Consider the following 24,749-nt stretch of genomic DNA (forward strand, 5'->3'; position numbering starts at 1 on the left):
AAAATTTTGTTTCGCAAAGTTCAGATCCTTGTGATTTTAATTACCTTAAGTTTAGCAATGAAAGCATGGTATTGCAGTAACTAATCAATATTGAATAGGAGATTTAATAAATAAATGTGTAACCTTTCCTCTATCCTAAAAAGAGTGGGGTTGATATAATTAAGTTCATATTAGGAATTGAGAATGTAATGAGCAGTAAACGACTTTTATTTATACCAGTATCATCACCTGCAGGAATTGGTGAGTATATGCGCTCATTATTATTAGCCCAGACTCTAAAAGCTGAACTGGCAGATAAAGTTGATGTTCATTTTGTATTAAATAAGCATTCATCTTACGCTGAGGCATGTCCATTTGAGACGACTTTGTTAAATCACTCTGCAACCAAAGAACGTGAAAAAGTAGTGCAAGTTATAGAGAAAATAAAGCCGGATGTGGTTATTTTTGATTGTGCTGGTCGTGCTGCGCATATGAAGGCTGCAAAAAATGCTGGGGCTAAAGTGGTATTTATCTCTCAACATGCCAAAAAACGTGCAAAAGGATTAAAGTTAAATCGCGCAGGCCTTATTGACTTCCATTGGGTTGTACAACCTAATTATTGTATTGAGCCATTAAGCTGGTTAGAAAAAGCAAAGTTAGCACTGTTTCCCCTTGCATCTCCTGCTAATGTTGGTCCATTTATAGTATTTGCCACCATAGAACAAAAAAAACAGGTGTTAAATAATTTTAAATTAGAGTCACAAGGGTATTTTATTGTAAGTGCTGGCTCCGGTGGGCATGTGATTGAAGGTTCTAACTGCGCTGATGTTTATTTTCAAGCTGCTCTAAAAATAAGCCAACGCACGGGGTTGAAAGGGGTCGTTGTTTTTGGTTCTAATTACAATAAAAAACTACCAAAAACGGATCAGCTTTTGTGCTTGTCAAGTCAAGGTAATGAGGACTTTTTGGCGTTACTAAGTGAAGCTAAAATGGCTGTGCTCAGTGCAGGAGATACCTTATTACAAGCTATAGCTGTACGTACTCCTGTTGTTGCTTGTGCAATCTCAAAGGATCAACTTGCACGCTTAGAGAGCTGTGTGAAAACTCAAGTGGTTGTTAGGTCGGAACTAGAAGTAGATGCTATTGTAGCTAGAGTAGAGCAAGTAATTAATGAACCCTTATATACAAAAATAACCCAAGAATATAAGTATTTAGAAATCAAGAATAGTTTTGATGTAGTTACTGAAGGTGTAAAAGCATTATTATTTGGAAGTAAATAATGAATATAGTGATAGTAATTGATTCACTGGTTGGCGGTGGTGCTGAAAAAGTAATGCTTACTTTAGCAGAGCAAATAGTGGCACTTAAACACAATGTTACTATTTTATCACTCGCTAATAGCGTTGAATACGATATTCCAAGTAACTTACAAGTTGAGAGCTTATTTACGGATAGAGCGTCGAAGGTTGACCGCTTTTGGCAGCGCAAAGCAAGTGTCGCTAAACTAGAGTCGTGGTTTGAAAAAAAGAGAAGTGAAGTCGGGTACATTGACTTAGTACTGTCAAATTTAGATCGTAGTAATAACCTGCTTGCGCGTAGTAATGTAAAAAATGTCCATTTTGTTATGCATAACTCAGTAAATGCTGAGCTAGCAAGGCAAAAAAAATTAGGGCCTCTTTCTTATTTATACCTTAAAAAAAGTAAACAAAATTTAAATGGTAAATCACTCATTTGTGTATCCAAAGGGGTTGAAAATGAAATTACCCAAGGTAACTTAATTACTCCAAGTGCGATCACTACAATTTATAACCCATTCGATTTAAAGAAAATCAACCAGCAAGCCAGTGAGCTAAACACTAACATTCCTAATGTGCCTTACCTTATTCATGTTGGGCGATTAGCCAAGCAAAAACGTCACGATATTTTATTCGCAGCGTTTGCTAAGTTAGATAAAAAGTACAAACTAGTACTGTTATGTAACAAACCGACAAAGGCATTAAAACTTGCACAGCAATATGGAATTGCAGAGCAACTGATTGTGCCAGGGTTTGAGCAAAATCCGTATAATTGGATAAAACATGCCAAAGCGCTAGTATTAAGCTCAGATTTTGAAGGCTTGCCAACGGTATTAATAGAAGCACTTGCAGTCGGTACACCAGTGGTGAGCACTAACTGTACTTTTGGCCCCAGCGAAATACTAACAGGTGCGCTAAGTAAGTATTTAGTGCCAATACAGCAAAGTGAGCAGTTAGCACGTGTAATTGAACAAGTGCTGGCAGATAAGCCAAACGTTACAAATGCAGCTATTTTACAACAAGTAAACGCAGAGCAAGTGGCTGCCAAGTACTTAGCTTTAGCTAACTAGCAGCTAAAGTAAATTAACGTTTAAGCTTTGTGTAACAAGCATACAAGGCTTGCCAATCGCTGGCTTGCCAGTTAAATACAGGGTTACGGCCTTGTTCTTTTAAAAATGAGCGCTTTAGGCGCTCCATATTACTTTGTTGCCATTGTAAGGCGGGCGTTTTAATTTCGCCGCGATCAAAGTCAATAATATATATCTGGCCAGTGTTATTAAATAAAATATTATTAATGTTTAAATCTGCGTGGTATACGCCTTTACGGTGAAATAGCGCAATGGTTGTTGCTATACTTGTTAATTCAGATTCAGTTAAAGCACGCTCAACGAGTATATCCAGTACACTTTTGGCACCTGTTACCGCCTCGGTAATAATATCACCGCGGTAAATTAACCCGCTTCGAGTCACTTTTGCAGCAATGGGAGTTGGTACATTTAAGCCAAGCTCAATTAACTGCGCCATTAAAGCAAACTCTTTATATACTCGCGTTTGCTCAAAGCCTAAATACAAGTATTGGTCACTGAGTAATTTACCGACCAAGCCACCGCGCCAATAATGCCTCAGCACAGCGGTTAGTTCATTATTTTTAAAAAACCACGCCATTGCGCGGCCTTTTTTAGCACCCACTATTTTATTTTGTTGCTGCCAGTAGTCGGCATTAAACCAGTTTAAATTAACCTGATTTTCATAACTAGGGTGGCTCAGCAGAGTATGCTTACCTTGGACGTGTTGTTTGAACATAGCTCACGGGTATTACTTAAATATGCGCCTATGTTAGCGCGTTTTAAAGCCGAGGATAAGTACTTGCAATAGCGCGATTATAATTTAAGATCGGGTTTTACTATTTAATGCCCAAGGAAACGCGTGACTTCAGTGCCTAACTACTCCTCTATTTGTATTTTACGACTCTCTGCTATTGGCGATGTATGCCATGCTGTGAGTGCAGTACAAGCGATTCAAAAAGCGCATCCTAATGCAAAAATCACTTGGGTTATTGGCAAAGTAGAAGCTATGTTATTGGCTAACTTACCCGGTGTTGAGCTGGTGGTGTTTGATAAAAAACAAGGCCGCGTAGCACTGAAAAATTTAAAGCAAACTTTTAAAGGGCAAAACTTTGATGTACTGCTTAATATGCAGGTGGCATTAAGGGCCGGATTTGTTGCACGTTGTATTCCTGCAAAAGTTAAAATAGGCTTTGATTGGGCGCGCTCAAAAGAGCTGCATAGCCTATTTATAAATAAACGCATTGCAGCGCAGCCACATGCGCACGTGTTAGAAGGGTTTAAAGGCTTTGCTAAAGCCATTGGCGTAAATGATTATCAGCCAAGTTGGGAAATGCCTTATACACAGCAAGATCAAAACACAGCCGATGAATTACTCACTGCAGAATACTTATCTAATAAGCTGTTTGTTATCTCTCCAGCAGCAAGTAAAGCACAGCGTAATTGGCTTCCCGAACGTTATGCCGCGCTTGCTGATTATGCCCATCAGCAGGGATTTAAAGTGGCCTTGACCGGCGGCCCTACCGAGCTGGAAATAAACCTTGCCAATAATATTATTAAACACAGCCAACACAGCATTTTAAACCTAGTTGGTAAAACTAAGCTTAAAGAATTGTTGTGCGTGTTAAAACGCGCCAGTGTAGTACTAGCCCCAGATACTGGCCCTGCCCATATGGCAGTAACGGTAGGCACTCCTGTTATTGGGCTATATGCCCATTCAAACCCAGCGCGTACAGGGCCGTATTTATACCAAAACTATGTGGTTGAGGTATATCATCAAAACTTGCTTAAACAAACGGGTAAAACAGCGCAGCAGCTGCCTTGGGGCACACGTATTAAAGGTGACGATTTAATGAGCCAAATTACCATTGATGCGGTAAAAGCGATGTTTGATCATGTTGTGCAAAAAGAGTCGTTATAATGAATCAATCACAAAAAAATAAAGCGCTATTTTTAGATAGAGATGGCGTAGTAAACGTTGATCATGGCTATGTGTATCAAAGTGAGCGGTTTGAATTTATCGAAGGAGTATTTAGCACGTGCAAGGCATTTTATGATGCCGGTTATAAAATTATTATTGTAACTAATCAGTCAGGTATTGGCCGTGGTTATTACACCGAGGCTGACTTTATAGCACTGACCAGCTGGATGAAAGCACAGTTTAGCGCACATCAGATATTGATAAGCGACGTTTATTTTTGCCCTCATCATCCTAAAAATGCATTGCCTGAGTATTTAAAACAGTGCGCTTGCAGAAAACCAGCCCCTGGTATGCTACTACAAGGTATTAGTGAGCATAATATCGATCCGCAGCAAAGTATTATGGTAGGCGATAAAAAAAGTGATATGCAAGCTGCAGAACAAGCTGGCATTGCCACGCGCGTATTGGTGCACTCTGGCCAGCAGTTTGATGACAGCGCCAAACAAACTGCAGATTTTATTTTCAATTCAATTAATGATTTACCAGCACTTTTATAAATTTAAATACGCCCCCCAATTCAGGCACTGTAAACTGGCAGGAATTGCTGCCAAATTTATAATTTGCGATGAACTGCAAACAGTGCATTTTATTCGTTAAACTTTTACAATACCCCACATAATAAACAGTAGCTTTGTTTTGCTGTTTAACCTGTTAAATCAAATGGAGACTAAAGATGAGAGCATCTGCTTTTTTTAGCCAGCTACAACAGCAAATTGAAGACGTAAAAACTGAAGGTTTGTATAAAAGCGAGCGTATTATTTTATCGCAGCAGCAAGCTCAAATTGAAGTTGCATCAGGCAAAGTAATTAACTTTTGTGCTAATAATTACCTAGGCTTAGCAAATAGCCCTGAGCTAATAAAAGCAGCGCAAGATGGCTTAGACGCACATGGTTTTGGTGTGGCCTCAGTACGCTTTATTTGTGGTACGCAAGATATTCACAAAACGTTAGAGAAAAAAATCAGTGAGTTTTTAGAAACTGAAGATACTATTTTATACTCATCGTGCTTTGATGCTAATACAGGTCTGTTTGAGACTATTTTAGGCGCAGAAGACGCGATTATTTCGGATTCACTTAATCATGCTTCAATTATCGATGGCGTACGTTTATGTAAAGCTAAGCGTTTTCGTTATGCTAATAACGATATGGCTGACCTCGAAAAGCAGCTTATTGCCGCGACCGAAGCAGGTGCTAAAACTAAGCTAATTGCTACAGATGGCGTGTTCTCTATGGATGGCGTTATTTGTGATTTAGCCACAGTGTGTGATTTAGCTGATAAATACGATGCATTAGTAATGGTTGACGACTCGCATGCTGTGGGCTTTGTTGGCGAAAATGGTAAAGGCACACCAGAGTATTGTAACGTGCTTGATCGCGTAGATATTATTACCGGTACCTTAGGTAAAGCATTGGGCGGTGCATCAGGTGGTTATACATCAGGTAAAAAAGAAATTGTTGAGTGGTTGCGTCAACGTTCGCGTCCTTACTTATTTTCAAATTCATTAGCTCCGGCAATTGTGACTGCATCGATTAAAGTGCTTGAAATGCTAGAAAGTGGTGGCGAGCTTCGCGCTAAGCTTTGGTCAAACGCTAAATACTTCCGCGAGCAAATGGAAGCCGCTGGTTTTACCTGTGGTGGTAAAGATCATGCCATTATTCCAGTTATGCTAGGCGATGCTAAAGTTGCATCATTAATGGCTGATAAGTTATTAGTTGAAGGTATTTATGTAACCGGTTTTTCATTCCCTGTTGTACCTAAAGGTCAGGCACGTATTCGTACCCAAATCTCAGCTGCACATAGCATTGAACAACTTGATACCGCCATTGCTGCCTTTACCCGTATTGGTAAAGAAATGGGCGTTATTTAATTTTATTGTAAACCGCGCTATAGCCGCGGTTTTTTAGTTGAGTGTGAATTATGAAAGCATTATCTAAATTAAAAGCAGAACCGGGTATTTGGATGACAGATGCGCCAAAACCAGAAGTTGGCCATAACGACCTGCTAATTAAAATTCGTAAAACTGCAATTTGTGGCACCGACGTTCATATTTATAAGTGGGACGAGTGGGCGCAAAAAACTATTCCTACACCTATGGTTGTTGGCCATGAGTATGTTGGCGAAGTGGTCGATATGGGCCAAGAAGTACGTGGTTTTAAGGTTGGCGACCGAGTATCTGGCGAAGGCCATATTACGTGTGGCCATTGTCGTAACTGTCGTGCAGGGCGCGTACATTTATGTCGTAACACCACAGGTGTAGGCGTAAATCGCGAAGGTGCATTTGCTGAATACTTAGTTATACCAGCGTTTAATGCGTTTAAAATTCCTGATAATATTTCAGACGAATTAGCATCAATTTTTGACCCTTTTGGTAATGCCGTACATACCGCGCTGTCGTTTGATTTAGTCGGCGAAGATGTATTAATTACTGGTGCAGGCCCCATTGGTATTATGGCAGCAGCAGTGGCAAAGCACGTAGGTGCACGTCACGTAGTTATTAGCGATGTAAACGAATACCGCTTAGAGCTAGCACGCAAAATGGGTGCAACACGCGCTGTTAACGTAGCCAACGAAAAGCTTGAAGATGTAATAAAAGAGCTAGGTATGACTGAAGGCTTCGATATTGGCCTTGAAATGTCGGGTGTACCAAGTGCTTTTAATTCTATGCTAAATAATATGAACCATGGCGGTAAAGTTGCCATGCTAGGTATTCCACCATCAGATATGGCGGTAGACTGGAACCAAGTTATTTTTAAAGGCTTAGTGATCAAAGGTATTTATGGCCGTGAAATGTTCGAAACCTGGTATAAAATGGCAAGTCTTATTCAATCAGGTTTAGACTTAAACCCAATTATCACTCATCAATATTCAATAGACGACTTTCAAGCTGGTTTTGATATGATGATTTCAGGACAATCAGGCAAAGTGATACTAAACTGGGATTAATTTAGTTTAATACGGTTTTATAAATGGTATTAAAAGGGCGGCTTGAGTCGCCTTTTTTATTGATTTAATTATTTTTAAAAGAGATTTCAATGGCATTTAAACATATATCAATAGCACAAACTCTTGAATTATTAGATAAAGAAGACGTAGTAATTGCAGACATCCGCGATCCAAATTCATATCAAGCGGGGCATATTCCAGGTTCTGAAGCGCTTTCGAACGCTAACATTGCACACTTTATGATGGAAAAAGAGTTTGAGCAGCCAATAATTATTGTTTGTTATCACGGTATGAGCTCGCAAGGCGCAGCAAGCTACTTAGTGGAGCAAGGTTTTGAAGATGTGTACAGTATGGATGGCGGTTTTACAGCATGGGAAGCGGCCTACAGCGAGAAAGTTGAACGATGATAGAGCTTGGCAGTTTAAATAATCCGCGTGCTGCACAAGGCTTTATAGACTATTTAAAAAGCCAAGACTTGCAAGGCGAGTTACGCTCAACAGATGGTAGCACAGTAATTATTAGCGTATTACCTGAGCACTTTCATCAAGTGCAACCGCTTTGGGCTGAGTTTACGCAAAATCCTAATCATGCCCGCTACCAGCAAGCATCTTGGGAAGTTGGAAGCACGCAATCACCGCTTAAGTATCAAGGGCAATCGCTGAATTTAGTGGCGCGATTTAAAGCGCTTAGCTGGCTTAATCAAACGGTTAGCATTTTAAGTATTGTTATTTATATTGCATTTTTATTGGGTGGATTTGAAACAATATATACCACGTTGCAGTTTAATCCTGCCGAGCCATTAACGTGGATTACCCCTGCTATAGTGCACTTTAGCGCCATGCATATTGTATTTAACTTAGTTTGGTGGGTGTCGCTTGGCGATAACATCGAAAAACAATGTGGCAAGCTAAGCTTAATCGGGCTATTTGTGGTAAGTGCCTTAATCAGCAATTGGGCACAATATTTAATGGTTGGCCCTAACTTTGGCGGATTAAGTGGTGTGGTGTATGCGCTACTTGGCTTTTGCTGGATTTACAGCGCCTTAAACCCTAAACAACCTGCATTAGTAAGCACTGCAATTATTGGTTTTATGCTAATTTGGTTGGTGCTTGGATTTGCGGATGTGTTGTTTATAGGAATGGCTAATTGGGCGCATTTAGGCGGGTTAATTAGCGGTATGGCTTATGCCGTTACCACGTCTATGTTAAAAACTAAAAGCCACAATTAGTGATATAAATACTTGGTGAACAAGACTTCACGGATGATCTCTTGTCCCGTTTCTTCTTTTAATAAGCTTTTAAGTTTTGCTGCACTTTTTATTCTTATTTCTTCACGGCCACTGAGCGATTTTATTTTACCTTCTGGTTCTTTAGATAAAATTTCAACTAAGGCGTCGCGCAGCAATGGCGTATGGTGCTCTACGGTTGCAATGTCTGATGCATTATTAAGCATTAAATCAACAGTAACACGCACATAGCCCATTTTTCTACTCGATGTGCCAATGTAGTTGGTAATAATGTCTGGCTCAAAACCAAAGTAACCCACAGTCGAGTCTGCTCGTGCGGTTAAGCTTACTAAACTTGCGATAAGTACAAAAAGGCCGGCGAATACTGTTTTTTTCATGTTAAATGCTGTTTTTTATAAACGTGTTGTAAATAGTCTATACCTTATAGTGCCTAATATACAGCGCAGAGCAACTATTAGTGGCAGTAAATCGTACTTTTTCAAATGCTTTGGCAATGTTATTATTCAACTGATTTTTATTAAGTAGAGCAATTGTGATTACTTTCCCTGTTTCATTATCTGCCGATTGGCAATGTGCCTCACTGTTTAGTGATTTATCGAGTGCAGAGCAAGAGTGGTTATTTGAACCGCATTCATTAACAGCCAAATTAAAAAGTCGCTCACAGTGTTTTAGTGTAAAAGTACTTAGTGAGCAAGAGTTTGAGCTTAGTGCAGAGCAACAACAATTATTAGGCTGTACGCAAACTACTGCGCTTAACCGTGAGGTACTTTTACTTTGCGACAATAAACCGGTTGTATATGCGCAAAGCTGGTTGCCAGCAAGTGTTAACGCCGCAAATAATAAATTACATAATATGGGGGAGCGACCATTAGGCGATGTGATTTTTCAAGATCCACAATTAACCCGCACAGATATAGAAATTGCGCGCTTTAATACCCAGCATTCATTACAACAGCTTGTTGCACAATTAAAGTTACCATCGCAAAGTTTACTTGGCCGTCGCAGTCTATTTTTGCTTAAAGACTATAAATTTTTAGTGTGTGAAGTGTTTTTACCAGGAGCGTATTTGTACTCATGAAATTAGCGCGTTTAACCCCAAGCCATATTCCTTATTATATTGCGCTCATGCGTATAGATAAACCAATAGGTACTTTACTATTACTTTGGCCAACATATTGGGCGCTGTGGTTAGCAAATGCAGGAATGCCAAGTTTAACTAACTTTATAGTATTTACGCTGGGTGTTGTGATAATGCGCAGCGCCGGATGCGTTATTAATGATTTTGCCGACAGAAAAATAGATGGTTCGGTTAAACGTACAATGCAGCGGCCATTAGTTTCAGGACAGGTTAGTAGTGGTGAAGCGATTAGTTTGTTTATATTATTAATAACAGTCGCATTTTTACTGGTGTTAATGCTTAGTGTAAATACAATATTACTCTCTTTTGGTGCACTTGCTTTAGCGTTTTGTTACCCGTTTATGAAGCGTTATACACAATTACCGCAAGTGGTGTTAGGCGCAGCATTTGGTTGGGCTATTCCTATGGCTTTTATGGCGTCAATTAATGCACTTCCTATACAGGCTTGGCTGTTATTTATTGCTAATATTTGCTGGACGGTAGCCTACGACACTATGTATGCCATGGTCGACAGAGATGATGACTTAAAAATAGGGGTTAAATCTACCGCTATTTTATTTGGTAAATACGATCGTCACATTATAGGGTTACTTAATTTAGCCTTTATAGCGTTAATGCTCGCTATAGGAGCACTTAATAATATTGGGCTGAGTTATTGGCTTGGTCTTAGTGTTGCTATTGTATTGTTAGTTTACCAACAAGTGCTAATTCAACAACGCGCACGCACCGATTGTTTTAAGGCGTTTTTAAACAATCATTATGTAGGATTAGCCTTTTTTATCGGCTTATTGTTTTCCTACCCTGTCGCATTTTAATAACAGGGTAGAGTATTGTTAGCGGGGTGGATCAATAATGCCACTGATTGACGTGTTTTTTCTGAACCAACCAGCAATCGAGTAGCGTTCATCAACCGCAGGTAGCACTTCATGAACAAAGCGTTCGCTTTCAAATAATACTAAGGTGCCAGCTGTTGGCCTAATAGTAATTTCAATGTCTTTACTTTTAGGTTTATAAATAACTAACTCGCCGCCTTGCTGTGGCGTGTTTAAGTATAAAACGGTGGTAAAAACACGGTTAGAACGACCTTTAAAAGCATCAACATGCTTTTTATAAAAATCACCTAAAGTATATTTTGCGTAGTGGCATTCATAATCAAATAACCCCATAAAAAAACACCGGTTAAGTGTTGTTCTAATGCCTTCCATTGCCGTTTGATAATTTTTTTGGGCTTGCGAACTGCCATCAAACCAGTATGTTTTGTCTTTGCGAATAGTGCTATCAATTTGCTGATTATTTAAGCGGCCAATTCCAGCTAAGCTAAAGTGCGGGTTTATCCGGTAACAATCGGCCATTAAATCAGACATTAAGCCTTCATCAATGGCGTTTTCAACAATAGCGTAACCATAAGCTTCAATATGATCTAAATATATTTCTGAGGTAATAAAGTTGCCCATTGATACTAATTATTAAAATAAAGAGCAGCTAGTCTAGTGCAAAGCAACTTAATATCCATCATTTATATGTTTAAAGGCACTTATTTTATTTATTAATTTACCGTCATAGCCATTTTTTTTATCAGTGATAACAGGTGCTCTATATGCTCACCCACTTCAATTTTTTGACTCGTTTGTACTATAAGTTGCTCACGGCTTAGGTCTTTATTGGTTTTTAACTGAATAAGATTACTATTTTCAGCAATAGCATTGGTGTGCTCAATGCCTGCTATTGCAAAATGATCTGACTTTTCAAGACCTGCCATTACTTGCTCTATGCTGCCAACTTTAATGCTAGATGATTTGTTTAATCCATCAATGGCTTCATTAAGCATAAGTTGTACGGGTTTAGATTGTGAAAAACAACCAAACATAGGGTAGTGATCTAACTCTTGTTTGCTAATGTCGGCTTTATGCGCAAGAGGGTGGTTTTTAGAAACAAATAAAATTAGCTGATCAGGTAAGTGAATATCACTACCAATGCTATTAATGGCTTGCGAATAAACACTAATATCTATTTCGCCCTGTTGCAGTTTACGCGAAAGTTCGTGTTTATCTTGAAGTTGCATTTCAATTTTAATATGCGGATATTGATTTAAAAATTGCCCACACGAAATAGGTACAACACTACTTGCTTTGTTGGTGTAGCCAATAATTAGCTTTTTTTCAATAGTGCCATTAATAGATTGAAAAATACGCTGCTTAGTTAATGCCAACTCACTAAGCGTATTTTTAGCATAATCAAGAAAAAGTTCACCAGCATCGGTAAGGTGTACCGAGCGAGTAGAGCGTTTAACTAACTCGTAGCCTATTTCTTCTTCAAGAGTTTGAATGCTACGTGTAAGCGCCGACGTGCTTATTTTAGTTTGTTCTGCGGCTTGTCTGAAGTGGCGTAACATGCCAAGTGCTATGAATTGTTCCAGTTGTTCAAATCTCACTTTATAGTCCCTTTTTATAAGTAAGTCGCATATACGCGAACATAGTAATATTACTTATTAATCTATTAAAATTAATAAGTAATATTTAAATGCGATTGTAAATTTATAATAAATTTCAATCAGCATATCCCTCTTTTAGTATTAATTAAAGAGTGAAATTGTTAAATAGTATTATCCTTTAGGTTAATAACTAATAGTTTGTTATGTGTTTTAAGCTTTTATTATGCAAGTAACCTATAAAGTAGCTTTGCCTTAAGGGTTAATAAACCACTGTGCAAAAATTATTATTTGAAACTATAAGCTTTTATTCAACAAAGTTACGACTAACCCGGTTGTTCAATGGTTTATTTTCAATGCTTTGTAGTTCTATTTCAATTGCATCGCAAGAAATATGAATTTCAAATAACGAAGTTAATAACGATAAACTTAAGCAAGTAAGGCTAACGCCAAATAAAATAATCCCAGTAATATTAAGCTCTATAAATAACGCAAACATGGAAAGTGTGCATAGTAAAAAAGATACAACCCCATATACCTGCATGGTTCTTATAAGTTTTATACGTTTTCTTAAATTAGTTATTTGCGCAACAACAACCGGGCGAATTGATTCACCTTCTCGGGCGTTTAATTCTCTAATTAATTGCGCTATTACTAAAAATCGGTTTGTATAGGCAAGTAGTAACAATGAAATAGCCGGAAAAAGTAACCCTGGAGTTGTAAGTGTCATATTTATTCCTGCAAGCTGCCTAGTTTATGAATTAACACATTAATGAAAGGCATTGTAAACACAAATAAATGAGGTGAAAATTGCAAAATACTAATAGTGATAACTTAACCGCTGACCCTTTCACATGGATAACAATATATCGCGCTGAAAATAGTTTAGAAGCGAATATAGTTAAAGGCTTAATTTTAAATGATGGCATAGAGTGTCAAATTAAAGGTGAAATGCTGCAAGGAGCTTTAGGAGAAATACCGTTTGATCAGGCTCAAGCCAGTGTGCAGGTTTATGCGATAAAAGAGCGCCATGCGCGACAAATATTGGTAAACTACCAGCAAGTAAAACAATCAGCTCCAGATTGGGTGTGTCCTAATTGTAATGAGCATAATGGATCAACATTTGAATTTTGTTGGTCATGCGAGACGTTAAAAAATGACAAAAGCAAATAACTTTCAGCGTATTAGAGAGCTAAACTACTTACAAAAAGCAGTGTTAGCCAGTGCCTTAATTGAACGTATGCTACCTAACTATGGCCTATTTAGTGAAGCAACAGGGTTTGGTGACGAAACCGTTTTACGCAGTGCTTTAAATGTTTGCTGGGAGAAAATACTGCTACCAAAAAGTAAGATTGATCTTGAAAAGCAAATCGAGAAAATAGAACCCAATGTGCCTGAGCTAGCTGACTTTGATATGTTTGGTACGTATCCGGCAATTGATGCCGCGACCGCATTATTAAGTCTTATGCATGGTTTAATGGCGCAAGATGAGCAAGAGCTCATAAATATAAGTAAAATATCGCAAGCAACGGTTGCCCGCTTTATTGAGTATCAAATGACTGTTGAAGGTGAAGTTGCCGATAACAAAGCAATACGCGAACACCCACTAATGCAATACGAAATGGATGTATTAGGTGAGCTAATTGATTTTGTAGAAGCTATGGGCCGTGTGACCTCTGATAATGTTAAAGAACTTAAAAAACATGTGCTTGCTGATGGGCAAACCAATATTGGTTTAACATTATAAAACGTAAATAATTTAGTTTAAAAAGCACCTAAATAGGTGGCAGGAGAAAAACAGTGCGAATTTTGGGCATTGAATCGTCATGCGATGAAACCGGTATTGCTATATACGATGACGAAAAAGGTTTATTGGCGCATCAATTATATAGCCAAGTAAAAGTACACGCAGACTATGGCGGTGTAGTGCCAGAGCTGGCATCACGGGATCATGTACGTAAAACGCTGCCCCTTATCGACGCTGCATTTGCACAAGCGGGTTGCGGACCTGAAGATTTAGATGGCGTTGCGTATACAGCAGGCCCTGGTTTAGTTGGCGCACTTTTAGTCGGTACCTCAATTGGTCGCTCTCTTGCTTATGGTTGGGATATTCCTGCTGTAGCAGTGCATCATATGGAAGGGCATTTATTGGCGCCCATGCTTGAGGAAAATGTTCCTGAGTTTCCGTTTATTGCTTTGCTAGTATCGGGCGGACACACCATGATGGTTAAAGTAGCCGGTATTGGCCAATATGAAGTGCTGGGTGAGTCGGTTGATGATGCAGCAGGCGAAGCATTTGATAAAACAGCAAAATTACTAGGACTTGATTACCCCGGTGGCCCACGTTTAGCTAAAATGGCAGAGCAGGGGGTGGCTAAGCGATTTATATTTCCACGTCCGATGACAGACAAGCCTGGCCTAGATTTTAGTTTTAGCGGTTTAAAAACAGCAGCGTCTATCACTATTCGTGAAAATAATGATGACGAGCAAACTAAAGCCGATATAGCACATGCATTTCAAACCGCGGTTATCGATACCTTGGTAATAAAATGCAAACGTGCACTTAAGCAAACCGGTATTAAACGACTAGTAATTGCTGGCGGCGTAAGTGCTAATACGCAGTTACGTTTGCAGTTGGAGCGTGTAATGCAAGGGATGAAAGGGCAAGTGTATTATCCGCGTACCGAATTTTGTACCGACAATGGCGCTATGATTGCGTACGCAGGGATGCAAAGGTTAAAAGCAGGGCAATTTGCTACCCTTGATATGAAAACTAAACCGCGCTGGCCAATCGACAGCCTAGAAGCTATTTAATAGCAGTTAAATATCGCTTTTTTCATCAGTGGGTGCTTTTTTAGCGCCCACTTTTGGCTCGTTACCACTAAATAATCGTGCGATATTAGAGCGATGCCTAAAAATAATTAGTACCGTAATAAAGGTAACGGGTAGCGTATAAAGTGGCTTTATTAACCAAGTGTATAAAGGTGCAAGCGAAACCGCAATTAAGGCAGCAAGAGAAGAGTAGCGTGTTATTGCTACCATAATAAACCAAGTACAAATTAATAAACCCGCCAAAGATAACCCTATAGGTAATAAAGAACCAAAAGCAGTTGCTACCGCTTTGCCCCCTTTAAAACCAAAAAATAATGGGAACATGTGCCCCAAACAGGCGGCCACAGCGACTAAACCAAGCGCAAGCGGCTCAAGATCTAAAAAGTAGCCCCCCCAAACGGGAATAGTGCCTTTTAAAACATCAAATATCAGTACTAAACAAGCGGGTAGTGCGCCCCCCAGCCGGTAAACATTAGTTGCCCCTGGATTATTAGAGCCATTACTACGCGGATCGGGGAGTTTAAATAACCGCGAGACGAGTATGGCCGACGAAATCGACCCAAGTAAATAGGCTAAAATAAACATTAAAGTGGCTAACACGTGCTTCCTTATTTTTTAATTGTACTTTTTCGGCTATTATTGACGTCAAAATTTATAAACTGCTTTAATTACTAACTAGTATAGCTACCTTGTTATTGTAGAAGTAATTTATATGTATTTAAACACTGATTAAAGTATATACAGTATTAATTTAATTGATACATTATGCAGTTAACTCAGTGGCTTGTTACTGTCATTAGGAGCATTAATGGACAAGGTATTTATATCGCAATTACACGTCGACACTATTATTGGAGTGTACGACTTTGAAAAAGAAAGTAAACAAAGCCTTTACTTTGACGTTGAAATGTTAAGTGATATTAAACCTGCAGCTGCAAACGATGATATTAATTTAGCACTCGATTATGCAAAAGTAAGTGAGCGGATCATTGAGCACAGTACGGCAAAACCGGTAGAGCTGCTCGAAACCTTAGTTGAGCAATTAGCACATATACTTTTGACTGAGTTTAATACCCCACAAGTTACTATTCGAGTAAGTAAACCTGCAGCCGTTGCTCAGGCGCAAACTGTGGGTGTTGAAATTACGCGTACTAAGGCAAGCATTTAAATGGCGCAAATTTATATCAGTTTAGGGTCAAATATTAATAAGGCGCATTATATGCGCTGTGCGCTTATAGCGCTCAAGCCGCACTTTAACGACTTAGTGCATTCCTCAGTATTTGAAAGCGAAGCGGTTGGATTTGCTGGTAATAACTTTTATAACTCGGTGGTTGGTGCTACAACCGATATGCCATTAGCAGATGTATGTAGCTTACTAAAGCAAATTGAGCGCAATAATGGCCGTACTGCAAACGATAAAAAGTTTAGCCCGCGGACTCTCGATTTAGATTTACTATTTTATGATGATGTAATTTGCGACTCTCCCGCACAATTACCACGTGACGAAATTACAAAAAACGCCTTTGTATTACAGCCCCTAGCTGAAGTGGCCCCGCATTTTTATCACCCTGTTGCACAGCAAACCATTGCCGATCTTTGGCGCGAGTACAACAACCCCCAACAAAAACTATGGAAGGTGGAGTTTTCTAACCCATGAGTATTATTGAAATTATTGTTTTAGCTCTTATTCAGGGGTTTACTGAATTTTTGCCTATTTCTAGCTCTGCGCACTTAATTTTACCATCGCAAATATTGGGCTGGGAAGATCAAGGGTTAGCATTTGATGTTGCAGTACATGTAGGTACTTTAATTGCAGTAGTGATTTATTTTCGTAAAGAAGTAAGCAGCATACTTAGTGCGTGGTTTAAGTCGTTTGGTGCACAAGGTAGCACAGATGACAGTAAATTAGGCTGGTGGATAATTTTAGGCACAATTCCGGCCGCTATTTTAGGTTTGCTTTTAAAAGACATGATTGAGCTTTATTTGCGTAGCGCATGGGTGATCGCGGTTACCACCATTATATTTGGTTTATTGCTTTGGTATGCGGATGCAAAAGGTAAGCAAATTAAAACAATTTATCAGCTAAATTGGAAAACCGCGCTTATTATAGGCCTAGCACAAGCCGTTGCGATGATCCCAGGTACGTCACGTTCAGGTATTACTATGACCGCGGGTTTAATGCTTGGCATGAATAAACAAAGCGCTGCACGCTTTTCGTTTTTACTGGCAATACCTATCATTTCTATGATGGGACTTTACTATACCGTTGAGCTTGCACTAGGGGATCATCTAGTTGACTGGAGCACCTTATTATTAGGTGTTGTGTTGTCATTTTTATCGGCTTATGTCTGTATTTATATGTTTTTAAAAGTAATAGAACGCATGGGAATGTTGCCATTTGTTATCTACCGATTATTGCTAGGGGTCGGGTTAATTGTATTTTTAACGCTGTAAATACAATTAAATTAAGCCTAAAAAAGTACTCTGAGGTGCTTTTTTAGGCTTAAACTCAGTTTATAAATTTAATAAATAAGCTTCAATGAATTGGCGTTGATTAGCAGCTTTTGGTGCTGTTTTAAATATAAGGGTATTGTTATTTTTACGTAGCTTTAATTCATTAGTAAATTGACATTCAATAGCATTAAATTGTGCTAAATCACTTTTAAAACTTTGATCTTTTTTGCACATGGAAGCTATTTCTTTAGCAACTTGGGCACAAAAAGAACCCACAGCGTATTGTTTTAGGCTTGTATCATCAATACTTTTCCAATCTACATAGGTATTTATTTTTAATCCACATTGTTTATCTATTTCCTTATTAGCAGCCAATATATTTTTTTGCTGAGACTCTAAATGCTTTTCACGGTTAAAAGTCGCTAGTTTAGCTTGAGTGTTGTTACTTAGTTGCTGTTGGTATTGGGCTTTTATATCTTCGACAATTACAGGGTTTGATTCTTCTTTTATTGTTAGGTAAATTCCGTCACGTGTGTCAGGAATATAAAGAGTATAAGAGCAACAGCGGTAACCAGCATTAACACTAACTAAGCTTCTTTGTGTGCCATCGTAAGTGTATTTATAAGCATTATTGCTCCCGTGAGGCTTTAAATCGGTTAAAAATACAATGTCATCAATTTCATGGTTTATACCCGTTACTTTTACTAAAGCTTGTTTTTTATCTGTAGAAGGGATAATAACAACATTTTCCCCTTTGGCAGAGGTGAGTTTTATAGGGTACTTGGCAAACTCTAAAGCAAAGCTTTGTTGGCAAAGTAGAATGCAGGCTATAAAGAATAGCTTTTTCATAATAAGTCCTTTTTAAATTATATTATTTACTGGTTTATAGCATTGATTGTAATTAATTAAAAGTTAGGCAAGGAAAGTGGCTTTAGCTGTTTTAAGATTAAAACTAATTAACGTATTTTTGGCACGAATGAATTGTTGAGACGTACATAGTAACGAAGCACGAATTTTGGCATTATAGCGCCATTAAACTTTGCTGTTGTGCAAAGTAAGCACACGATTAAAGGAAAGTAGATGCATATTCATATTTTAGGTATTTGTGGCACCTTTATGGGTGGAATAGCTGCGATTGCTAAATCGCTTGGCCATAAAGTAACTGGGTCTGATCAAAACGTTTATCCACCTATGAGCACGCAGCTTGAAGATCTCGGAATTGAGTTAACCCAAGGCTACGAGGTAACCCAATTAGAGCCAGCGCCAGACATGGTGGTTATTGGCAATGCTATGAGCCGAGGCAATCCATGTGTTGAATATGTACTTGATAAAGGTCTGCCTTATACATCTGGGCCTGAATGGCTAAAACATAACTTATTACAAAATTCATGGGTACTTGCTGTTGCTGGTACACATGGTAAAACCACCACAGCGAGTATGCTTGCATGGATTTTAGAGTATGCGGGTTTAAAACCGGGCTTTTTAATTGGCGGCATAGTACAAAATTTTGGCGTGTCGGCCAAAGTAGGTGAAACCCCCTTTTTTGTTATTGAAGCAGACGAATACGACACTGCATTTTTTGATAAGCGCAGTAAGTTTGTGCATTATTTACCGCGAACACTTATTTTAAATAATCTTGAGTTTGATCATGCCGATATTTTTGAAGATTTAAACGCGATTAAAAAACAATTTCATCATTTAATACGTACAGTACCACAAAGTGGCAAAGTTATTTGGCCAAAGGATGATCAAGCACTTAGTGATGTAATAACTCAAGGACTATGGAGCGAAAGTGAAACCTTGGGTATTGATTGGAATTATGAACTAATAAAAGCCGATGGCAGTGAGTTTAAAGTGTTTTTAAATAATGAAAAACAAGGCACCGTTAATTGGCAGGCAATGGGTGAGCACAACGTTAAAAATGCTATTATGGCAATCGCAGCTGCGCGCCATGTGGGCATTGCCGTTGAGCATAGTATAGCGGCACTTGGCGAGTTTATTAGCCCTAAACGACGCATGGAGCTCAAAGCCGATATTAATAATATAAAAGTGTATGACGATTTTGCACATCATCCAACGGCTATTCAAACCACATTAGCAGGGCTGCGCGCTAAAGTAGGCAGTGATAAAATAATTGCTATTTTAGAGCCGCGATCAAACACCATGAAAATGGGCGTGCATCAACATACATTGCTTGCCTCGTTGAGTGATGCTGATGAGGTACTGCTTTTTGAGCCAGAAAACCTAAGCTGGTCGCTGAGCGAACAAGCGGCTACAGCCGGTATGCAGTGTTTTACCAGTACCCAGGTAATTATTGATACCGTACTTGATAATATAGCAGCTAATCAACATATTTTAATAATGAGCAATGGTAGTTTTAATGGCCTGCATCAGCAACTAGTCGATGCACTGGCTAATAAATACAGCGGAGAATAATTTGCAATTTAAAGACACAATTACCTTAGCATTTAGTGGCGCGTCGGGTGCGCCTTATGGCTTGAGATTATTAGAGGTATTAATAGAGCAGCAATTTCAGGTGTATGTGCTTATTTCAAGTGCAGCGCGAGTGGTATTTGATATTGAATCTGGTATTAAGCTCTCAGGTAATGAAACCAAAGCCAGTGAGCAATTAAGTGCGCTATATAACGCCAAGCCAGAACAGCTAAAAGTATATGGTAAAGACAACTGGTTTAGCCCGGTAGCCTCAGGATCAGCTGCCCCTAAAAAAATGATAGTGTGCCCTTGTAGCGCGGGCACGGTTTCGGCTATTGCTGTAGGTGCATCTGACAACTTACTAGAGCGCGCCGCTGATGTGGTAATTAAAGAGCGTGGCCATCTTATTTTAGTGCCACGCGAAACACCATTTAATCAAATTCATCTGGAAAACATGCTTAAGCTTTCACGCTTAGGGGTCACCATTATGCCCGCGTCGCCGGGTTTTTATCATCAGCCACAAAGTATTGCCGATTTAGTTGATTTTATGGTGGCGCGAATTTTAGATCATTTAAACATTGAACATAACCTAACAAAGCGTTGGGGTTATGGTGAGGGCAAGTCATGAGTAAGCAACAAATTGCTTTAAATATAGCAGGCCTTACTAAGGTTTATACTAATGGGGTTGAAGCTGTAAAGGGTATTGATTTACAAGTGCGTGAGGGCGATTTTTTTGCCTTACTTGGCCCTAATGGAGCGGGTAAGTCGACCACAATTGGTGTTATTTCATCACTGGTAAATAAAACTAAAGGTGAGGTAGAGGTGTTTGGTTGCGACATAGACACCGACCTAGAGGCTGCTAAAGCGCATTTAGGCTTAGTGCCGCAAGAGTTTAATTTTAGCCAATTTGAAACCCTAACCCAAATATTAGTAACTCAAGCGGGTTATTATGGTGTACCACGCGGCGAAGCACATAAACGCGCCGAAAAATATTTAACCCAATTGGGGTTACTAGATAAAAAAGATAAACAAGCGCGTACGCTTTCAGGTGGCATGAAACGCCGTTTAATGATTGCTCGCGCACTTATGCATGAGCCTAAATTACTGATTTTAGATGAGCCAACAGCGGGTGTTGATATAGAGCTGCGTCGTTCAATGTGGGATTTTTTACGCCAAATTAATGAGCAGGGCGTCACCATTATTTTAACCACTCATTACTTAGAAGAAGCAGAGTTATTGTGTAAAAACATAGCCATAATAGACAATGGCTTGATTGTTGAAAACACCACAATTAAAGCACTGTTATCTAAGCTTGATAAAGAAACCTTTATTTTAGATTTAAAAACACCGGCTAAGCCAGTTACGCTTGAGGGTTATAAATTTACTATGGACGATGAGCATACTATTGAAGTTGAAGTGGCTAAATCGCAAGGCTTAAACGCTGTATTTAGTGCGCTAACTGAGCAAGGTAATACCGTATTGAGTATGCGTAACAAAGCAAATAGATTAGAAGAGTTATTTGTTGGATTATTAGAACAAGGTCGAGGCAAGTAAATGTTTAAATATGGCGTAGCCTTAAAAAGTATTTGGATTAAAGAGTGTATTCGTTTTTTACGTATTTGGGTGCAAACCTTAGTACCTCCAGCAATTACCATGAGTTTATATTTTGTTATTTTTGGTAACTTAATAGGCTCACGTATTGGTGATATGGGCGGCTTTAGTTATATGGAGTTTATAGTACCTGGGCTGATAATGATGTCGGTTATTACTAACTCTTATTCTAATGTAGCCTCAAGTTTTTACTCGACTAAATTTCAAAAAAGTATTGAAGAGCTACTTGTAGCCCCAGTGCCAAACTATATTATTGTGCTTGGCTATATGGGCGGTGGTATGACGCGCGGAATAATGGTGGGCTTTATTGTTACCTGCGTATCGTTATTATTTGTTGATATTCAAATTCATAATATTTTTATCATTATGGCTACCGTTATTTTAACCTCTGCAGTATTTGCACTCGGTGGCTTAATAAATGCTATATATGCAAATAGCTTTGACGATATTAGTATTATTCCTACCTTTATTTTAACGCCGCTAACTTATTTAGGTGGGGTGTTTTATTCAATTACATTACTGCCAGAGTTTTGGCAAAACGTATCACAAGTAAATCCTATTATTTATATGGTTAATGCGTTTAGGTATGGGTTTTTAGGCGTGTCGGATGTTGATTTAAGCTTGGCACTTGGTGTTATTTTAGTATTTATTATCGCGTTATTTACCTTAGCGCTGACATTAATTAAAAAAGGTGTGGGGCTAAGACACTAATGACTGATGCAAATTCGCGTAGTATTGTATCTAATCAAGCGGGTATTCACGAAAAGCTGGATGACATAGTTAGCAAGCATTTAAACGCAGAGTTTAAAAAGCCAATAGCAGCGCATACACAAACAGCGTTTGATGAGGTGAATGCTAAAGTACAGGCGTTTAAAGGCCCACTTATTTTAGATTCGTGTTGTGGTGTAGGAGAAAGTACCGCTAATTTAGCTAAGCGCCATCCCGATGCGCTGGTAATTGGTATTGATAAGTCGTCGCACCGGTTAGATAAGCACGATGTAGAGTATAAACAAACCGACAGTGGGCAATATATTTTGGTGCAAGCAGATTTAAACGACTTTTGGCGTTTAGCCGTGGCTGCAAACTGGCAACCTAGTCACCATTATTTGCTTTACCCCAACCCGTGGCCTAAATCTAAACATATTCGTAGGCGTTGGCACGGCGCGGCTATTTTTCCGTTTATTGTAAAGTTAGGCGGTAAATTAGAGGTTCGCAGTAACTGGGATATTTACGTTAAAGAGTTTGCCAGAGCACTTGAACTAACCGGTAATGCTTGTCAGGTTTCTGCTTATGGGGCAGATGAAGCAATCACCCCATTTGAGCGAAAATATTGGGCCAGTGGCCAACAAAGCCACCGCTTAGTTATTAATTTAACTCAGGGTTGATTAACTTTACTACTCAAATAATGGATTAACATGTGGCGCTGGGTGGGCAATGAAATTACCCTGCATTAGCGTCACATTTACTTTTTTGAGTGCCGTAGCAATAGCTTTGTTTTCTACCATAGAAGCAATTAGTTGAATATTTTGCTGCTTTGCAAAATTGGCCGTGTAATTAACAAATAGCGCCGTGTTCTCATCATTAACTATTTGCTTTATTAGCATGCCATCTAACTTTATTGCGTCAATTTCCAATTTTAAAATATTGAGTGTATTTGCAAAGTCATTGCCAAAACTGTTAATCATCACCTTGATCCCCTTACTTTTAACCATAGTTATAAATGCCCTTACGCTTGAATAATTGGCGATAACTTGTGGTTCAAATAAAACTAAAGTGATATTTGCAGGGTACGGATAGCGCTGTAACTCGTAAGCAATGTATTCATTTATGCTAGGGTCTAATATATCTTCAATAGTAATATTTAAACTCCAGCTAATTTGTGTTTTACGAAAGCGGCTAAGACACTGTGAAAATAATGTACGGGTTAATAAGCCATCCATACGCAAGCGTATTACGGTATTTGAAAATGCATCGGGTTTTAAAATTTCGCCCTGTGAAGTCACTATTCGTGGCGTGCACTCGTAGTGTAGTGTTTGTTTAGACTCTATATCAATAACAGCCTGAAAATAGGGCACAACGCGCTTTTGCTCAAACGCTTCACGTACTTCTTTTGCTATTTCTAAATTATATAAATACAGCGACTTTGAGTCATTTATAGCCTCAGAGTAATTAACAACACTAAGGTTACCTTGTTTTGCCTGTAAAGCCGCAATATGGGCATTTTTTAGCAGTAACGACTTGTTTCCTCGGGCAATACCTGAACATAACGTAATGTAAATAAAGGGATTGGTTAAAAATGGCGTATTAAAATTATATGATTGGATTAAATTACTTAGCTCTTCGTATGGGGTTTCTTTGGGGGTTAGTAACACCAGTTTATTGGTTGCTACACGATAAATACGATAATTTACATTGCTGTGCTTTTTAAAGTGTATTAGTAATTTTTTCATTACTTTGTCACCCACTTTAGTACCGTAAAAGCGGTTTATATTTTCAATTTCGTTCACCCAAATTATGGCCATTTGCATATGGTGAACAGGGGTATTTAAAAAATATTTTTCAAGCGCAATATGATTAGCAAAACCACTACCAGAGTCTCTCATGGCAGCGCGTTTAGTCGCGTAGTTATACATAATCAGCAACAATATAATAATAACTAAAAAAAAGCCGCCTAAAACAGCCGATGTTGAGGCGCTTTTCGCTAACTTATTATTAATAGTTTTAAGGCTTATATCGGCAGCAGTTAAATATGTAATGCCATTTTTATCAATATGCGGGATAAAAATAGTTTTAAAGTCGCCCCATTGATCACTCGATATTTCAAAAACAGGCTCAGTAGATAAAAAGGCACCAATATTAGCTTTAGTTGCCTCTGGGTATAAATCTAAAAACTGGGTTACCTTGCCACTATTTTGATCCTCTTGGGTGTAGCTAGAGGCGCTAAAATGAACCTTGCCATTAATTAACACCATAGAATACACGTAAGCAATATCGAGTGCTTGTGCAAGCTCAGAAAGCTGCTTACTTTTACTTTCGTAAGTTGCAAAGCTAATAGTTTGGGTTTTATTTATTTTACTGTGATAGTCATCGCCCAAAATATATTTAACGCTGGTGGCTGCATTAATAAGACGATTATCGAGAGTGTTAATTACATCACTGCGAATGGTGCTATAAGTATAATAAACACAGATAATTAAACTGATTAAAAACAGCATAAAAGCGCTTATTAATCCATTTATTCTTAGTTTTTCTTGTAGCATATAATTCCCTTTTTATTGTTAAATTAATTATACGCAAAAAAAACAAATGCCCAATGACTTAATTGATTTTGAATTAAAAAGATAA

General features: G+C 38.6%; 29 protein-coding genes. 21 read left to right on the top strand and 8 right to left on the bottom strand.

Going from position 1 to position 24,749, the window contains the following annotated elements:
* The first annotated feature begins 188 nt into the window (after window positions 1–188).
* Window positions 189–1,259, top strand: coding sequence for a glycosyltransferase (locus CIK86_RS01875; RefSeq protein WP_086994035.1), 1,071 nt, complete (start codon window positions 189–191; stop codon window positions 1,257–1,259).
* The gene (locus CIK86_RS01880; RefSeq protein ID WP_086994031.1) at window positions 1,259–2,344 is read left to right on the top strand and encodes a glycosyltransferase; all 1,086 of its coding nucleotides are present in this window, start codon (window positions 1,259–1,261) and stop codon (window positions 2,342–2,344) included. The genes CIK86_RS01875 and CIK86_RS01880 overlap by 1 nt, the downstream gene beginning before the upstream one ends.
* Window positions 2,345–2,357: 13 nt before the next feature.
* Here CIK86_RS01880 and CIK86_RS01885 read toward each other — a convergent pair whose 3' ends face one another.
* Window positions 2,358–3,077, bottom strand: coding sequence for a 3-deoxy-D-manno-octulosonic acid kinase (locus CIK86_RS01885; protein WP_086994028.1), 720 nt, complete (start codon window positions 3,075–3,077; stop codon window positions 2,358–2,360).
* Between the two features lie 123 nt (window positions 3,078–3,200).
* Here CIK86_RS01885 and CIK86_RS01890 point away from each other — a divergent pair, with 123 nt between their 5' ends.
* From CIK86_RS01890 to glpG, 6 genes are all read left to right on the top strand, one after another.
* The gene (locus CIK86_RS01890) at window positions 3,201–4,259 is read left to right on the top strand and encodes a glycosyltransferase family 9 protein (RefSeq protein WP_011328975.1); all 1,059 of its coding nucleotides are present in this window, start codon (window positions 3,201–3,203) and stop codon (window positions 4,257–4,259) included.
* A complete protein-coding gene (gmhB, locus tag CIK86_RS01895; protein ID WP_011328974.1) occupies window positions 4,259–4,816 on the top strand; it encodes a D-glycero-beta-D-manno-heptose 1,7-bisphosphate 7-phosphatase in 558 nt (185 codons plus the stop codon). Before CIK86_RS01890 ends, gmhB begins: the two co-directional genes overlap by 1 nt.
* A gap of 176 nt (window positions 4,817–4,992) precedes the next feature.
* Complete coding sequence (locus tag CIK86_RS01900) at window positions 4,993–6,186, top strand: glycine C-acetyltransferase (RefSeq protein ID WP_011328973.1); 1,194 nt, start codon at window positions 4,993–4,995, stop codon at window positions 6,184–6,186.
* Between the two features lie 50 nt (window positions 6,187–6,236).
* Window positions 6,237–7,262 (top strand): L-threonine 3-dehydrogenase, encoded by a 1,026-nt coding sequence (tdh, locus tag CIK86_RS01905; protein ID WP_011328972.1) that lies wholly within the window; start codon window positions 6,237–6,239, stop codon window positions 7,260–7,262.
* An 89-nt stretch (window positions 7,263–7,351) separates the two neighbouring features.
* Window positions 7,352–7,669, top strand: coding sequence for a thiosulfate sulfurtransferase GlpE (gene glpE / locus CIK86_RS01910; RefSeq protein WP_086994025.1), 318 nt, complete (start codon window positions 7,352–7,354; stop codon window positions 7,667–7,669).
* The gene (gene glpG / locus CIK86_RS01915) at window positions 7,666–8,490 is read left to right on the top strand and encodes a rhomboid family intramembrane serine protease GlpG (protein ID WP_086994021.1); all 825 of its coding nucleotides are present in this window, start codon (window positions 7,666–7,668) and stop codon (window positions 8,488–8,490) included. The genes glpE and glpG overlap by 4 nt, the downstream gene beginning before the upstream one ends.
* On the opposite strand, the gene CIK86_RS01920 is transcribed toward glpG, so the two are convergent.
* Window positions 8,487–8,885, bottom strand: coding sequence for a flagellar basal body-associated protein FliL (locus tag CIK86_RS01920; RefSeq protein ID WP_086994018.1), 399 nt, complete (start codon window positions 8,883–8,885; stop codon window positions 8,487–8,489). The two genes, glpG and CIK86_RS01920, sit on opposite strands and share 4 nt — an antisense overlap.
* Before the next feature lie 155 nt (window positions 8,886–9,040).
* Here CIK86_RS01920 and CIK86_RS01925 point away from each other — a divergent pair, with 155 nt between their 5' ends.
* Together CIK86_RS01925 and ubiA are read left to right on the top strand one after the other, a co-directional pair.
* Window positions 9,041–9,586, top strand: a complete 546-nt coding sequence (locus CIK86_RS01925; RefSeq protein ID WP_086994015.1) for a chorismate lyase — start codon at window positions 9,041–9,043, stop codon at window positions 9,584–9,586.
* A complete protein-coding gene (ubiA, locus tag CIK86_RS01930; protein ID WP_086994012.1) occupies window positions 9,583–10,461 on the top strand; it encodes a 4-hydroxybenzoate octaprenyltransferase in 879 nt (292 codons plus the stop codon). The genes CIK86_RS01925 and ubiA overlap by 4 nt, the downstream gene beginning before the upstream one ends.
* Before the next feature lie 18 nt (window positions 10,462–10,479).
* Here the strand turns inward: ubiA and CIK86_RS01935 are convergent, their stop codons facing one another.
* The 3 genes from CIK86_RS01935 to CIK86_RS01945 all read right to left on the bottom strand — a co-directional run bounded on the left by CIK86_RS01935 (window position 10,480) and on the right by CIK86_RS01945 (window position 12,804).
* On the bottom strand, window positions 10,480–11,100 hold the full coding sequence (locus tag CIK86_RS01935; RefSeq protein ID WP_041454529.1) for a 2OG-Fe(II) oxygenase: 621 nt from the start codon (window positions 11,098–11,100) through the stop codon (window positions 10,480–10,482).
* A gap of 92 nt (window positions 11,101–11,192) precedes the next feature.
* Complete coding sequence (locus CIK86_RS01940; RefSeq protein WP_086994009.1) at window positions 11,193–12,077, bottom strand: LysR family transcriptional regulator; 885 nt, start codon at window positions 12,075–12,077, stop codon at window positions 11,193–11,195.
* Between the two features lie 304 nt (window positions 12,078–12,381).
* On the bottom strand, window positions 12,382–12,804 hold the full coding sequence (locus tag CIK86_RS01945) for a DUF2721 domain-containing protein (protein WP_086994006.1): 423 nt from the start codon (window positions 12,802–12,804) through the stop codon (window positions 12,382–12,384).
* A gap of 80 nt (window positions 12,805–12,884) precedes the next feature.
* Between CIK86_RS01945 and CIK86_RS01950 the strand changes: the two genes are divergently transcribed.
* From CIK86_RS01950 to tsaD, 3 genes are read left to right on the top strand one after another with little or no spacing between them, the layout of a single operon-like run.
* Entirely contained in the window at window positions 12,885–13,247 is a 363-nt protein-coding gene (locus CIK86_RS01950) for a DUF2007 domain-containing protein (RefSeq protein WP_086994001.1), read from the top strand.
* The gene (locus tag CIK86_RS01955; RefSeq protein ID WP_011328962.1) at window positions 13,231–13,821 is read left to right on the top strand and encodes a YjaG family protein; all 591 of its coding nucleotides are present in this window, start codon (window positions 13,231–13,233) and stop codon (window positions 13,819–13,821) included. The genes CIK86_RS01950 and CIK86_RS01955 overlap by 17 nt, the downstream gene beginning before the upstream one ends.
* 53 nt (window positions 13,822–13,874) lie before the next feature.
* Window positions 13,875–14,888: a tRNA (adenosine(37)-N6)-threonylcarbamoyltransferase complex transferase subunit TsaD gene (gene tsaD / locus CIK86_RS01960; RefSeq protein ID WP_011328961.1), complete on the top strand. Its 1,014-nt coding sequence runs from the start codon at window positions 13,875–13,877 to the stop codon at window positions 14,886–14,888.
* A 6-nt stretch (window positions 14,889–14,894) separates the two neighbouring features.
* Here tsaD and plsY read toward each other — a convergent pair whose 3' ends face one another.
* Complete coding sequence (plsY, locus tag CIK86_RS01965) at window positions 14,895–15,506, bottom strand: glycerol-3-phosphate 1-O-acyltransferase PlsY (RefSeq protein WP_086993998.1); 612 nt, start codon at window positions 15,504–15,506, stop codon at window positions 14,895–14,897.
* 208 nt (window positions 15,507–15,714) lie between these two features.
* Here plsY and folB point away from each other — a divergent pair, with 208 nt between their 5' ends.
* The 3 genes from folB to CIK86_RS01980 are packed head-to-tail and all read left to right on the top strand — an operon-like array spanning window position 15,715 to window position 17,360.
* On the top strand, window positions 15,715–16,074 hold the full coding sequence (gene folB, locus CIK86_RS01970) for a dihydroneopterin aldolase (RefSeq protein ID WP_086993996.1): 360 nt from the start codon (window positions 15,715–15,717) through the stop codon (window positions 16,072–16,074).
* Window positions 16,075–16,563: a 2-amino-4-hydroxy-6-hydroxymethyldihydropteridine diphosphokinase gene (gene folK, locus CIK86_RS01975; RefSeq protein ID WP_041454526.1), complete on the top strand. Its 489-nt coding sequence runs from the start codon at window positions 16,075–16,077 to the stop codon at window positions 16,561–16,563.
* The gene (locus CIK86_RS01980) at window positions 16,560–17,360 is read left to right on the top strand and encodes an undecaprenyl-diphosphate phosphatase (RefSeq protein ID WP_011328957.1); all 801 of its coding nucleotides are present in this window, start codon (window positions 16,560–16,562) and stop codon (window positions 17,358–17,360) included. The genes folK and CIK86_RS01980 overlap by 4 nt, the downstream gene beginning before the upstream one ends.
* Window positions 17,361–17,420: 60 nt before the next feature.
* On the opposite strand, the gene CIK86_RS01985 is transcribed toward CIK86_RS01980, so the two are convergent.
* The gene (locus CIK86_RS01985) at window positions 17,421–18,209 is read right to left on the bottom strand and encodes a hypothetical protein (protein WP_086993993.1); all 789 of its coding nucleotides are present in this window, start codon (window positions 18,207–18,209) and stop codon (window positions 17,421–17,423) included.
* A 231-nt stretch (window positions 18,210–18,440) separates the two neighbouring features.
* On the opposite strand from CIK86_RS01985, the gene mpl reads away from it, so the two are divergent.
* Genes mpl through CIK86_RS02010 form a run of 5 tightly spaced genes read left to right on the top strand, consistent with a single transcriptional unit; the run spans window position 18,441 to window position 22,789 of the window.
* Window positions 18,441–19,796, top strand: a complete 1,356-nt coding sequence (gene mpl, locus CIK86_RS01990) for a UDP-N-acetylmuramate:L-alanyl-gamma-D-glutamyl-meso-diaminopimelate ligase (RefSeq protein WP_086993990.1) — start codon at window positions 18,441–18,443, stop codon at window positions 19,794–19,796.
* Window position 19,797: 1 nt separating this feature from the next.
* Complete coding sequence (locus tag CIK86_RS01995) at window positions 19,798–20,421, top strand: flavin prenyltransferase UbiX (protein WP_041454762.1); 624 nt, start codon at window positions 19,798–19,800, stop codon at window positions 20,419–20,421.
* The gene (locus CIK86_RS02000; RefSeq protein ID WP_086993986.1) at window positions 20,418–21,347 is read left to right on the top strand and encodes an ABC transporter ATP-binding protein; all 930 of its coding nucleotides are present in this window, start codon (window positions 20,418–20,420) and stop codon (window positions 21,345–21,347) included. Before CIK86_RS01995 ends, CIK86_RS02000 begins: the two co-directional genes overlap by 4 nt.
* Entirely contained in the window at window positions 21,348–22,115 is a 768-nt protein-coding gene (locus tag CIK86_RS02005; RefSeq protein ID WP_011328953.1) for an ABC transporter permease, read from the top strand. It abuts the gene before it with no gap.
* A complete protein-coding gene (locus CIK86_RS02010; RefSeq protein WP_086993984.1) occupies window positions 22,115–22,789 on the top strand; it encodes an SAM-dependent methyltransferase in 675 nt (224 codons plus the stop codon). Before CIK86_RS02005 ends, CIK86_RS02010 begins: the two co-directional genes overlap by 1 nt.
* Before the next feature lie 9 nt (window positions 22,790–22,798).
* Here the strand turns inward: CIK86_RS02010 and CIK86_RS02015 are convergent, their stop codons facing one another.
* Window positions 22,799–24,664, bottom strand: a complete 1,866-nt coding sequence (locus CIK86_RS02015) for a GGDEF domain-containing protein (RefSeq protein ID WP_086993981.1) — start codon at window positions 24,662–24,664, stop codon at window positions 22,799–22,801.
* Window positions 24,665–24,749: the final 85 nt, after the last annotated feature.

It is taken from the genome of Pseudoalteromonas sp. JB197 (assembly GCF_002332205.1).
GTDB lineage: Bacteria > Pseudomonadota > Gammaproteobacteria > Enterobacterales > Alteromonadaceae > Pseudoalteromonas > Pseudoalteromonas nigrifaciens.

Excerpts from the sequence above, each read along its gene's own strand:
- CIK86_RS01875 (WP_086994035.1), top strand. The coding sequence starts at position 189 with ATGAGCAGTAAACGACTTTTATTTATACCAGTATCATCACCTGCAGGA.
- CIK86_RS01880 (WP_086994031.1), top strand. The coding sequence starts at position 1,259 with ATGAATATAGTGATAGTAATTGATTCACTGGTTGGCGGTGGTGCTGAA.
- CIK86_RS01885 (WP_086994028.1), bottom strand. The coding sequence starts at position 3,077 with ATGTTCAAACAACACGTCCAAGGTAAGCATACTCTGCTGAGCCACCCT.
- gmhB (WP_011328974.1), top strand. The coding sequence starts at position 4,259 with ATGAATCAATCACAAAAAAATAAAGCGCTATTTTTAGATAGAGATGGC.
- CIK86_RS01900 (WP_011328973.1), top strand. The coding sequence starts at position 4,993 with ATGAGAGCATCTGCTTTTTTTAGCCAGCTACAACAGCAAATTGAAGAC.
- tdh (WP_011328972.1), top strand. The coding sequence starts at position 6,237 with ATGAAAGCATTATCTAAATTAAAAGCAGAACCGGGTATTTGGATGACA.
- glpE (WP_086994025.1), top strand. The coding sequence starts at position 7,352 with ATGGCATTTAAACATATATCAATAGCACAAACTCTTGAATTATTAGAT.
- glpG (WP_086994021.1), top strand. The coding sequence starts at position 7,666 with ATGATAGAGCTTGGCAGTTTAAATAATCCGCGTGCTGCACAAGGCTTT.
- CIK86_RS01920 (WP_086994018.1), bottom strand. The coding sequence starts at position 8,885 with ATGAAAAAAACAGTATTCGCCGGCCTTTTTGTACTTATCGCAAGTTTA.
- ubiA (WP_086994012.1), top strand. The coding sequence starts at position 9,583 with ATGAAATTAGCGCGTTTAACCCCAAGCCATATTCCTTATTATATTGCG.
- CIK86_RS01935 (WP_041454529.1), bottom strand. The coding sequence starts at position 11,100 with ATGGGCAACTTTATTACCTCAGAAATATATTTAGATCATATTGAAGCT.
- CIK86_RS01945 (WP_086994006.1), bottom strand. The coding sequence starts at position 12,804 with ATGACACTTACAACTCCAGGGTTACTTTTTCCGGCTATTTCATTGTTA.
- CIK86_RS01955 (WP_011328962.1), top strand. The coding sequence starts at position 13,231 with ATGACAAAAGCAAATAACTTTCAGCGTATTAGAGAGCTAAACTACTTA.
- folB (WP_086993996.1), top strand. The coding sequence starts at position 15,715 with ATGGACAAGGTATTTATATCGCAATTACACGTCGACACTATTATTGGA.
- folK (WP_041454526.1), top strand. The coding sequence starts at position 16,075 with ATGGCGCAAATTTATATCAGTTTAGGGTCAAATATTAATAAGGCGCAT.
- CIK86_RS01980 (WP_011328957.1), top strand. The coding sequence starts at position 16,560 with ATGAGTATTATTGAAATTATTGTTTTAGCTCTTATTCAGGGGTTTACT.
- CIK86_RS01985 (WP_086993993.1), bottom strand. The coding sequence starts at position 18,209 with ATGAAAAAGCTATTCTTTATAGCCTGCATTCTACTTTGCCAACAAAGC.
- mpl (WP_086993990.1), top strand. The coding sequence starts at position 18,441 with ATGCATATTCATATTTTAGGTATTTGTGGCACCTTTATGGGTGGAATA.
- CIK86_RS02000 (WP_086993986.1), top strand. The coding sequence starts at position 20,418 with ATGAGTAAGCAACAAATTGCTTTAAATATAGCAGGCCTTACTAAGGTT.
- CIK86_RS02005 (WP_011328953.1), top strand. The coding sequence starts at position 21,348 with ATGTTTAAATATGGCGTAGCCTTAAAAAGTATTTGGATTAAAGAGTGT.
- CIK86_RS02010 (WP_086993984.1), top strand. The coding sequence starts at position 22,115 with ATGACTGATGCAAATTCGCGTAGTATTGTATCTAATCAAGCGGGTATT.
- CIK86_RS02015 (WP_086993981.1), bottom strand. The coding sequence starts at position 24,664 with ATGCTACAAGAAAAACTAAGAATAAATGGATTAATAAGCGCTTTTATG.